At 75.1% G+C, this 10,169-nt stretch carries 10 protein-coding genes; 3 read left to right on the forward strand and 7 right to left on the reverse strand.

The window, feature by feature from the left end; genetic code table 11:
* Window positions 1-234: 234 nt before the first annotated feature.
* A complete protein-coding gene (locus ACFWH7_RS12575; protein ID WP_378216840.1) occupies window positions 235-1,404 on the forward strand; it encodes a DegT/DnrJ/EryC1/StrS family aminotransferase in 1,170 nt (389 codons plus the stop codon).
* A 102-nt stretch (window positions 1,405-1,506) separates the two neighbouring features.
* Here the strand turns inward: ACFWH7_RS12575 and ACFWH7_RS12580 are convergent, their stop codons facing one another.
* Window positions 1,507-2,739 carry a carboxylate--amine ligase gene (locus tag ACFWH7_RS12580; protein ID WP_378216842.1) on the reverse strand — a complete coding sequence of 411 codons (1,233 nt, stop codon included), beginning with the start codon at window positions 2,737-2,739 and terminating at the stop codon, window positions 1,507-1,509.
* A 48-nt stretch (window positions 2,740-2,787) separates the two neighbouring features.
* Window positions 2,788-3,474 (reverse strand): HAD family hydrolase, encoded by a 687-nt coding sequence (locus ACFWH7_RS12585; RefSeq protein WP_378216843.1) that lies wholly within the window; start codon window positions 3,472-3,474, stop codon window positions 2,788-2,790.
* Between the two features lie 84 nt (window positions 3,475-3,558).
* On the opposite strand from ACFWH7_RS12585, the gene cuyB reads away from it, so the two are divergent.
* A complete protein-coding gene (gene cuyB, locus ACFWH7_RS12590; protein ID WP_378216844.1) occupies window positions 3,559-4,299 on the forward strand; it encodes a cysteate racemase in 741 nt (246 codons plus the stop codon).
* A gap of 31 nt (window positions 4,300-4,330) precedes the next feature.
* On the opposite strand, the gene ACFWH7_RS12595 is transcribed toward cuyB, so the two are convergent.
* On the reverse strand, window positions 4,331-4,816 hold the full coding sequence (locus tag ACFWH7_RS12595; protein WP_378216845.1) for a hypothetical protein: 486 nt from the start codon (window positions 4,814-4,816) through the stop codon (window positions 4,331-4,333).
* Window positions 4,817-4,821: 5 nt separating this feature from the next.
* Window positions 4,822-5,709, reverse strand: a complete 888-nt coding sequence (locus ACFWH7_RS12600) for a dihydrofolate reductase family protein (RefSeq protein ID WP_378216846.1) — start codon at window positions 5,707-5,709, stop codon at window positions 4,822-4,824.
* Window positions 5,710-5,833: 124 nt separating this feature from the next.
* Here ACFWH7_RS12600 and zapE point away from each other — a divergent pair, with 124 nt between their 5' ends.
* Complete coding sequence (zapE, locus tag ACFWH7_RS12605) at window positions 5,834-6,874, forward strand: cell division protein ZapE (protein ID WP_378216850.1); 1,041 nt, start codon at window positions 5,834-5,836, stop codon at window positions 6,872-6,874.
* Between the two features lie 31 nt (window positions 6,875-6,905).
* On the opposite strand, the gene ACFWH7_RS12610 is transcribed toward zapE, so the two are convergent.
* From ACFWH7_RS12610 to ACFWH7_RS12620, 3 genes are all read right to left on the reverse strand, one after another.
* On the reverse strand, window positions 6,906-7,838 hold the full coding sequence (locus tag ACFWH7_RS12610; protein WP_378216847.1) for a PPK2 family polyphosphate kinase: 933 nt from the start codon (window positions 7,836-7,838) through the stop codon (window positions 6,906-6,908).
* Window positions 7,839-7,852: 14 nt separating this feature from the next.
* On the reverse strand, window positions 7,853-9,691 hold the full coding sequence (treZ, locus tag ACFWH7_RS12615; protein ID WP_378216848.1) for a malto-oligosyltrehalose trehalohydrolase: 1,839 nt from the start codon (window positions 9,689-9,691) through the stop codon (window positions 7,853-7,855).
* Window positions 9,692-9,759: 68 nt separating this feature from the next.
* On the reverse strand, window positions 9,760-10,038 hold the full coding sequence (locus ACFWH7_RS12620) for a hypothetical protein (RefSeq protein ID WP_378216849.1): 279 nt from the start codon (window positions 10,036-10,038) through the stop codon (window positions 9,760-9,762).
* Window positions 10,039-10,169 lie beyond the last annotated feature (131 nt).

The raw sequence follows: 10,169 nt of genomic DNA on the forward strand, positions 1-10,169 counted from the left end.
CAGCCCGGGGGGGGGGCGGCGCCCCCCGCTGGCCGCCGGCCCGAGGGGCCCCGGCCGCCCCGCGGGGGGGGGGCGGGCGGGGCGGGGCGGCCGCCCGCCGCTGGGGCGCATCCGCCCTCCCTGGTCAGGCCCGACGCCGGCCGCGTGGCCCGGGCGTGCCGCCCGACGTGGCAGGCTTGGCCAGGCGGGCCGCTGCGTCGGCCCCACCCTTGCCGCCGGACGACACGGAGAACGATGAGCCGCCACCCCCAGGACGCGACCGCGACGAGGATGCTCGCCGACCGGACGGGCACCGACCCGGCCGACTGGTTCCTCGTGTTCAAGGCCCGCTACGGCATGGAGGTCGTGTTCCGGGCGCTCGCCGAGGCGCGCGGCGCGGGCGACGTGGTCACCCAGGTGTTCACGTGCTCGACGGCGGTCGACCCCGTCCTCGTCGCCGGGCTGCGGCCCGTCTACGCCGAGGTGTCGCCGGCGACCGTCGCGATCGACCCCGACCGGCTCGCGGTCGGGCCGGCCACCCGTGCCGTGGTGCTCCAGAACACGTTCGGCATCGTCGACGACGCGACCGCGCTCCGGCTGCGCGCCGCCGCGCGCTCCGTCGGCGCGCTGCTCGTGGAGGACAGCGCGCACTGCGTGACGCGCCTCGCGCGCGCCGCCGACGGGTCGCCCGTCGCGGACGTGTCGTTCCACTCGTTCGGCGTCGAGAAGATGCTCCCCACGCGGTTCGGGGGTGCCGTCTGGGTGAGCCCCGCGCTCGACCCGGCGCTGCGTGCCGCGATCGTCTCCGCGCTCGACGCACTGCCGGTCGTGGGCGCACGGCTCGACCTCGCCGCGCGCAGCTTCCGGACGCAGGTGCGCGTGCTCAACCGCCTCCCCGGCGGGGCGGCGGGGAAGATCCGCGGCGCGCTCACCGCCGTCGGCGCGTACGAGCCGGCGATCGCCCCCGTGGAGAACCGGGGCGGGCTCGCGCACCCGCCGCAGCGGCCGTCGTCGTGGGTCACCGGCCGGATGGTCGACGCGCTGCGGTCGAGCGGCGACGTCGAGGCGCGCCGCGCCGACACGGTCGCGGAGTACGTGCGCGGGCTGTCCGACGTCGTCGAGGTGCCGGCGGGCATCGGCGAGCGCGCGCCGCTGGTCCGGTTCCCCTTCTTCGCGCCCGACGCCGCGACCGCCGACCGGCTCGTGCGGGAGCTCACGGCCGCCGGGTTCTACGTCGGCAAGTGGTACCGGCCCGCGCTGTTCCCCGGTCCGGACGACCCGGCCGCGTACGGGTACGCGCCAGGAGACCCTGCGCTCGCGACGACCGAGGACCTCGTGGCGCGCGTCGTCAACCTGCCCACGACGGTCGGGGTCGCGACGGCGCGCCGGATCGTCGAGGCGGTACGGTCCGCCCTGGGCGCCTGACGCCCTCGATCAGCCGATCCCTGTCGGCCGACCAGGCGGTCCCGGTGCGTCAGCGACGCGGGACGAACCGAGACCGCCTGCTCGGCGCAGCACTGCCCGGGGTCACGCAGAGGGGCGCGAGCGCGCGAACTTCACGTAGTCGAGCGTGTGGCGCAGGTCGACGCGCCACACGTCGACCCGGCGGCGCAGGCTCATGTCGGGCGCGTAGCGCAGCGTGTGCCACACGCCGTGCTTGCGGGCCTTCTTCACGCGGTGGCGCAGCGACACCGGCACGAGCGCCCGGACGACCGGGTAGGGCACGTTGACCCACAGGCGGGCCTCCGACGTGACCTGCTCGGGCAGCTCGCGCCCGTGCACCAGGTCCTCGACGTAGCAGCGCGCGAGGTTGCCGCCTGCGGCCATCGTGTAGAAGCTCGCAGCGCCCTGGCGCAGGTTGACCTCGAGGATCTTGCTCGTGCCGGTGCGGCGGTCGTACATGACGTCGAGGTTCGCGGCGCCCACGTAGCCGAGGCTGTCGAGCAGGTGCCGGATCGACTCGGTGAGCTTGTCGTCCTTCATCGTCACGACGGCGTTGTAGTTGCCCACGAGCTTCGGGTCGTACTCACCGAGCACGATCTGGGCGGCGGACAGGAACCGCAGCCGGCCGTGCCGGTCGGAGTACGTGTTGACCACGCGCATGACCGACTCGTCGCCCGCGAGGTACTCCTGCACGATGAGGTCGTCCGTGTAGCCCGCGGCGTAGATGCGGCGCGCGACGTCGCGCAGCTCGGCCGCGTCCTGGACGAGGTAGACCTTCTTCTTGCCCTCGAACTGCAGGCGCGGGTAGGTGTCCGTGTCCGACGGCTTGAGGATGAGCGGGTAGGGGAACGGCAGGTCCTCCCCGAAGCCCGGGGCGTCGACGTGCGCCGCCGTGGCGATCACCGTCTCCGGGTGCGGCACGCCCAGCTCGGCGCACGTGCGGTAGAAGTCGGTCTTGTTCATGAGCCGCGCCGCCAGCTCCTGGCCGACGAGCGGGATGACGTACAGGTCCTCGAGCTCGGCGCGGTGCGCGATCACGACGTTCGTGTAGAACTCGATGTTCGCGATGAGCAGGCGCTTGCGGCCCGGGAACTCCTCGGCCAGCTCCCGCAGGACCGCGACGATGCGCTCGGGTTCGTCGAAGTCGCGGTAGGTGCGCACGTCGACGATGCGGGAGTCCGCCGTCTCCCGCAGGGGGAAGCGGCCCAGGGCCAGCGTGCGGACGCCGTACGCCTCGTGCAACGACCTCGCGATGTTGTAGGTGTTGAGGTTGGTCCCCAGGACGATGGGGAGGAACTCGGCGTTGCCGTACGTCATCGCGGAGGGTCGTCCGTTTCTCTGTGTGGTCGGCGGGCGTCCGCCATCCTACGGGCCGGGTACGGGCGCGCCCGGGCCGACGCCCTCACCCGCGACGCCCTCACCCGCGCGATCCTGACCGGCACGGACGACGACGCCGTGCCCGGCCAGCACGCGGACGAGCTCGTCGTGGCCGCGCGAGACGTCCCAGTGCACGCCGACCATGCCGGCGGCCCGCGCCCCCTCGACGTTGCGCGCGGTGTCGTCGACGAAGAGCACCTCGCCCGGGTCCGTGCCGATCCGCCGCGCGGCCTCGCGGAAGAACCGCGGGTCCGGCTTGGCGAGGCCGAGCTCGCACGAGTACCAGCTCGTGTCGAACTCGGCGTCGTAGCCGAGCGTCCGGCGCATGAACGGCACGCGCCGGCTCTCCTGGTTGGTGCCGAGGTGCACGCCGTAGCCGTTCGCGCGCAGCGCCCGCACGAGGTCGAACGACGCGTCCACGACCTCGAGCGCGTCGAACCAGATCGCGCGGTACACGTCCTCCGCCGGCTCTGCCACGCCGTACCGCTCCAGACCCGCGGCGAGCACGGGGAGGTAGTCGCCGTCGCCCACGAGCATGGGCAGGTCCTCGCTCCACGTCTCGCGGACGAACTCGTGCGCGCGGTCGCCCAGGTAGCGCGCGACCGCCGCGTACCAGCCGTCGGGGATGTGCTGGAGCACGCCGTCGGCGTCGAACAGGACGTGGCGCACGGTCATGGCCGCCACCCTAGCGGCGGGGGTCGTCGGGCCGGGACCTGTGGCCGTGGCGATGGGCGGGGCGGGCCGCCGTAGGATCCACGGGTGACGCCGCGACCGGACCAGGACCACACCCAGCCCCTCGTCGGAGTGCTCGGAGGTGTCGGACCGCTCGCCACGGCGTACTTCCTCCAGCTCCTCGTCGAGCTCACGGAGGCGGAGCGCGACCAGGACCACGTGGACGCCGTCGTGCTCAACCATGCGACGATCCCCGACCGCACCGCGTTCATCCTCGGGCGCTCGGACGCCGACCCCGGCCCGGTGCTCGCGCGCGACGCGCAGCGGCTGGAGGGGTTCGGGGCGGACTTCCTCGTCATGCCGTGCAACACCGCGCACTACTTCACGCAGCAGGTGCTCGACGCGATCAGCGTGCCGTTCGTCTCCATCATCGACACGACGGTCGACGCGGCCCGGACCAGGGTCGCCGACCTGCGTGCGGTGGGACTGCTCGCGACGGCGGGGACCGCGGCCTCGGGCGTCTACCAGGAGGCGTTCGCGCGCCACGGCGTCGACGCGCTCGTCCCGGACGACGCCGACCAGGCCCTCGTGTCGCAGATCATCTACGAGCAGGTCAAGGCCGGGCGGCCCGTCGACATCGAGACGTTCCGCGCCGTCGCGGGCCGGCTCGTCGAGCGGGGTGCCCAGGTGATCGTGCTGGGCTGCACGGAGTTGTCGGTCGTCGCCGTCGACCACGACCTGCTCGCCGACCCGCTCTACCTCGACTCGACCGACCAGCTCGCGCGCGCGACCATCCGCCGCGCGGGGCACCGCGTCCGCGGGGAGTGACCGGGCCGCTGCCGCGGTACGCGGGGACGCGTCAGCCGAGCTCGCTCGTGCCCGAGTACAGGTGCAGGACGGGGACGTGGAGCTCCTCGCGTGCGCGCGATGCCCAGTCGGTGTGGAACGTGTCCTCGACGGCGTGCGGGTAGGTCACCACGACGATCTCGCGCACGCCGTCCGCGGCGACGGCCTTGTGCAGCGCGGGCAGCGGGTCGTCGTCGACGACCGCTCCGTCGGCCTCGCGGCCCGCCGCGCGCAGCTCGGCGACGCTGCGCTCGAGCTGCTCGCCGGCGGTCGCGGTGGCCTGGACGGGCGAGGGCTCGCGACCGAGGACCTCGTCCCACGCCTCCTTGAGCTCGCCGACGCTCAGGTGGTCGATGATCCCGGAGATGACGTTGCGCTCCGTGTCCGCGGGCACGAGGACCCGGTAGGCGAGCTGTTCGTCCTGGTGCAGCGACAGGATGTGCTGCACGTCGGCCGGGTTGAGCGTGTCTTCGGTCAGGACGAGGATCGTGTCGGTCACGCGGGTCAGCCTAGCGGGAGGAGCCAGCGCGCGGCGGTCGTACCGGCGGGGGAGCCCGGCCGGTCCTCGGGGCTGTGCAGCAGGTGGGCGAGGCGCGCGCCCCGGGGCAGGAGCGCCGTCGTGCCGGACGGCGCCGTCCCGGCCACGATCCGGCCAGGACCGCGCCCGACGACGGTCGGGGTCGTGGTGACGCACAGCTCGTCGACGAGGTCCGCCGCGAGCAGGTCGCCCAGGAGGGTCGGCCCGCCCTCGGTGAGCACGCGGGCCAGGCCGCGGTCGGCGAGCACGGCGAGCCCTGCGGTGAGGTCGACGGCACCGGGCTCGTGCTCGTCCTGCGCGCCCGCGGCGTCGTGCCCGACGACGAGCACCCGGTCCGCGGGCACGTCGCCCCTCGCCGTGGCGGCCCCGCCAGGCCCGGTGAGCACGTACGGCGGGCGATCGCCGTGGGCGAGCGCCTCGGGCACGCGACCCGTCCGGGTCACGATCGCGAGCTCGAGCGGGGCGTCGTGCAGGTGCCGCAGGCCGCGCGGCCGGTCGAGAGCGGTGTAGCCCTCGGCGCGGGCGGTCCCCGCGCCGACGAGCACGACGTCGGCGAGCGCGCGCAGGACCCGGAAGACCCGCCAGTCCGCGTCGTCGTTGATGGACCCCGATCGGTGGTCCGGGCCCCACGCCGCGCCGTCGACGCTCGCGACCATGTTGGCGCGCACCACGTGGACGGCACGCGACGGCGGCCCGTACGCGTAGAGGGCCGCGAGGCGCTCCTCGCGCGGGTCGGGGGGCAGGTGCTCCGCGGCGGGCAGGAGCACGTCGAGCGGGGGGAGGTCCGTGCGTCCCGCCGGTGGCTCGGCGGGTGCCGCGGAAGGCTCGTCGGAGTAAGCCGTGGTGGAGGTCACAGCGGCCAGGCTAGCCGCAGGCGTAGGCTGGATCCTCGTGACTGCGCCCGTCGCCGGTGGCCCCTCGGCCCCGGCAGCCCTCCCCGGCACCGCCAGCGCGTCGGCCCACGACGCGACTCCCGGCGTGCCCGGACGTGCGCGCGCCCTCGCCGACGTCCGCCCGTCCGTCCCGCCCGCACGGCTCCTGGCCGACCTCCTGCCGCCGCGGCACTTCGCCGACGCCCGCTTCTCGACCTACCGCGCGAACCCCGCGTACCCGAGCCAGGCGCGCACCGTCGCGCGGCTCGAGGAGCTCGCGGCCGTCGTCGTGAAGCCCGCGCGCAAGGGACTCTTCGGTGGCCGGAAGACCACCGCGCCCGCCGTGTACATGGACGGCGGGTTCGGTGTCGGCAAGACCCACCTCCTCACGTCCCTCGCCCACGCCGTGGGCCTCGACGTGAGCGCCTACGGCACGTTCGTCGAGTACACGAACCTCGTGGGCGCGCTCGGCTTCCAGGCGACCGTGGACGCGCTCGCCACGAAGAAGCTCGTGTGCATCGACGAGTTCGAGCTCGACGACCCGGGCGACACCGTGCTCATGTCCCGGCTCCTGCGCGAGCTCGCGGACCGCGGCGTCGCGCTCGCCGCGACGTCCAACACGCTGCCCGAGGCGCTCGGTGAGGGCCGCTTCGCCGCCGAGGACTTCCTGCGCGAGATCCAGGCGCTCGCCGCCCGGTTCGAGGTGCTGCGCGTCGACGGCGAGGACTACCGGCACCGCGCCGTCGTCACCGACTCCGCGCCGCTCCCCGAGGACGCCGTGCGCGCCGCCGTCGCCGGCCGGCCCGGGGCTACGCTGGACGGGTTCGACGACCTGCTCGCGCACCTGTCCCAGGTGCACCCGAGCCGCTACCGCGCGCTGCTCGACGGCGTCGAGGTCGTCGCGCTCACCGACGTGCACACCGTGACCGAGCAGTCCGCCGCGCTGCGCCTCGTCGTCCTCGTCGACCGCCTCTACGACCGCGACGTGCCGGTGCTGCTCGCCGGGTCGGGCGACTACGCGGGCGAGCGGAGCCTGTTCACGGAGGAGATGCTCCGCGGCGGGTACCGCAAGAAGTACTACCGCGCGCTCTCCCGCCTCGGCGCGCTCGCCGAGGACGGCCGCGCGGTCGCGCGCGCGTCGGGCTGACGCCGGGCACGAGCGAGCACGGTCCCGCGGCTCACGTCGCGGCGAGGCGCTTCTTCTCGACCTCGATGTCGAAGTCGGCCGGGGGCCAGCCGAGGTCGAGGCGGCGCAGCGCATCGAGCAGCAGCTCGCTCACCGCGAGGCGCGCGAACCACTTCCGGTCGGCCGGGACGACGTGCCAGGGCGCGGTCTCGGTGCTCGTCCGGTCGAGGACGGCCTGGTAGGCCTCCTGGTACGCGGGCCACTTCTGGCGCGAGTCGACGTCGTTCGGGTTGTACTTCCAGAACTTGTCCGGGCGCTCGAGGCGCTCCATGAGCCGCGCGCGCTGCTCCTCGTAGGACACGAGCAGAGCGACCTTGACGATCGTCGTCCCGGACGCGACGACCTTCTCCTCGAAGCGGTTGATCTCGTCGTACCGCTTCTCGAGCACCTCGGGAGGGGCGAGCGCGTCCACGCGCCCGACGAGCACGTCCTCGTAGTGCGAGCGGTCGAAGACGCCGATGTACCCGGGCTCCGGCAGGGCGTGGCGGATGCGCCACAGGAAGTGGTGCTTGCGCTCCTCGGGCGTCGGGACGCCGAACGAGCGGTGCGCGACGCCCTGCGGGTCGACGAGGCCGACGACGTGCCGCACGATGCCGCCCTTGCCCGCGGTGTCCATGCCCTGGAGCACGAGCAGCACCGAGCGCGTGCCGCCCGACCGGCCCTCGGCGAACAGGCGCTCCTGCAGCTCGGAGAGCTCGTCCGCGTGCCGCGCGACGAGGGCCTGGCCGGCCGCCTTGTCGCCCGCGAACCCCGGCGTCGAGCCGCGGTCGAACGCGGCGAGGTCGAACCCTGCGGGCGCGCGCAGCGACTCGGTCGGGGCGACCTCCCAGTCGGCGTCGAGCGCCGCCGACGCCGAGCCGGAACCGGAGCCGGGCGCCGAGCCCTTGCCGTGCTTCTTCTTCGACTTCTTCTTCGTCGTCGACATGGGCGTGAGCGTAGTCACACCCAAGCCAGGACGGCGACCGAACGCGCGGGGAGGTCGACGCCGCGCCGGTGCACGCTCGTCGCCGGGTCCCACGCCGCGAGCACGCGTGGGGTCCCGCCGAGCGCGAGCCGGAGCCGCCGGGGGGCGCCGCCGAGGTTCACCGCGACCGCGACCGTCCCGCGCTCCACGACGAACGCCGGCCCGTCGTGCGGGGCCGACGCCGTCGACGCCTCCTCGCCCGAGGCGTCGTCGTCCGCACCCCCGGTGCCGTGGACGCGCACGAGCGAGAGGTCGCCCGAGCGCACGTCGGGCCGCGACCGGAGAGCGACCAGCGCGCGGTACCAGGCGAGCAGCCGCGCGTGCTCGCCCCGGTCGCGCTCGTCCCAGTCGAGGACGCTCGCGTCGCGGGTCTCCGGCGCCTGCGGGTCGGGGACCGGTGCGCCGTCGGTCCACCCGTGGTCGGCGAACTCGGCGGCCCGGCCGCGCCGGACCGCCTCGGCGAGCTCCGGCTCGGCGTGGTCGGTGAAGAACTGCCACGGCGTGGACGCGCCCCACTCCTCGCCCATGAAGAGCAGCGGGGTGAACGGGGAGACCAGCACGAGCGCCGCGGCCGCGGCGAGCCCTCCGCCGTCGAGCGTGGCCGACGTCCGGTCCCCGAACGCGCGGTTGCCGACCTGGTCGTGGTTCTGCGCGCTCACGACGAACGCGTGCCCGTCGGTCCCCGCGGGTACCGGATGGCCCCACGTGCGGCCGCGGAAGGTGGAGAACGTGCCGTCGTGCACGAACACGCCGGTGAGCGCCTTGCGCAGCACCGCGACCGAGCCGAAGTCGACGTAGTAGCCCTGCCGCTCGCCCGTGAGGAGCGCGTGCACGGCGTGGTGGACGTCGTCGGCCCACTGGGCGCGCATGCCGCGCCCGCCCTGCTCGACGCCCGTGACCGTGGCCGGGTCGTTCTCGTCCGACTCCGCGACCAGGGTGAGCGGCCGACCGAGCTCCTGCTCGACCCGGTCCACGCGCCGCGCGAGCTCGGCCAGCAGGTGCGTGGGGGAGTCGTCCACGAGCGCGTGCACGGCGTCGAGGCGCAGCGCGTCGACGTGGAACTCGACGAACCAGCGCTCGGCGTTGTCGATGACCCACTCGCGCACCTCGCGGCTGCCCGGCCGGTCGAGGTTCACCGCAGAGCCCCAGGGGGTCTCGTGCGCGTCGGTGAAGTACGGGCCGAACTCCGGCAGGTAGTTCCCCGACGGGCCGAGGTGGTTGTAGACGACGTCGAGCACGACCGCGAGCCCGCGCGCGTGCGCGGCGTCCACGAACCGCTGGAGCGCGCGCGGGCCGCCGTACGGCTCGTGCACCGCGTACAGGTGCACGCCGTCGTAGCCCCAGCCGCGTTCGCCGCCGAACGCCGCGACCGGCAGGAGCTCGACCGCGCCGACACCCAGCTCGACGAGGTGGTCGAGCCGGTCGATCGCGGCGTCGAGCGTGCCCTGCGGCGTGAACGTGCCGACGTGGAGCTCGTAGAGGACCTCGCCCCGCACGTCCCGGCCCGCCCACGCGTCGTCGGTCCACGCGAACGCCACGTCGAACGTGCGGCTCGGACCGTGCACGCCGTACGGCTGCCACGGGCTGCGCGGGTCGGGCCGGCCCGGGCCGCCGTCGACGGCGTACCCGTAGTCCGTGCCCCACGGCAGCTCGTGGTCGTAGCCCCACCAGCCGGGCACGTGCGCACCGACGAGGCGGAGCGGGCGCCGCTCGGCGGCGTCGAACGTCCCGGAGCCGTGCTCGGGGAGCAGCAGCTCCACGCTGCGCGCCGTCGGAGCCCAGACGATCGGACGCGGCCCGGGCACGGAGAGCATGGGCGTCGACCGCGGCGGGGGGACACGGGGCGAGGCGGCACCGGGCGCGGGGCTGGACGGATCGGTCGTCACGACACGCTCCCGGCGGGCCCGCCGGCCACGTCCGTGCTGATGCCGGCGCTCGCCGCGTCGACCCGGTCGACGAGGAGCGCGACGGGGAGGTCGGCCAGCAGGTCGGCCACGCGCACCGTGCCGGACCTGTGCTCCCGCCCGGTGAGCACGTCGACCCAGGCCCCGGTGCCCTCGGGGAGCGCGACGACGTGGTCGCGCCACCCGCCGAGCCGGTCGACGGTGCCCGCGAGCCGCGTCGCGACGGTCACGACGCGCGCTACGGGCGCGGCATCCACGTCGTCCCTGTCCTCGCCACCCGGCGTCGGGGGCGCGCCCCCCCGCGCCCCCCGCGGCGGCCGCGCCACCGGGGCGGAGCCCCCGCCCGGGCCCCCCCACCCCGCGGCGGGGGGGCGGCCCCCCCCCCGCG

Origin of the sequence: Cellulosimicrobium cellulans (genome assembly GCF_042723955.1) — a bacterium.
Taxonomy (GTDB): Bacteria; Actinomycetota; Actinomycetes; order Actinomycetales; family Cellulomonadaceae; genus Cellulosimicrobium; species Cellulosimicrobium cellulans_H.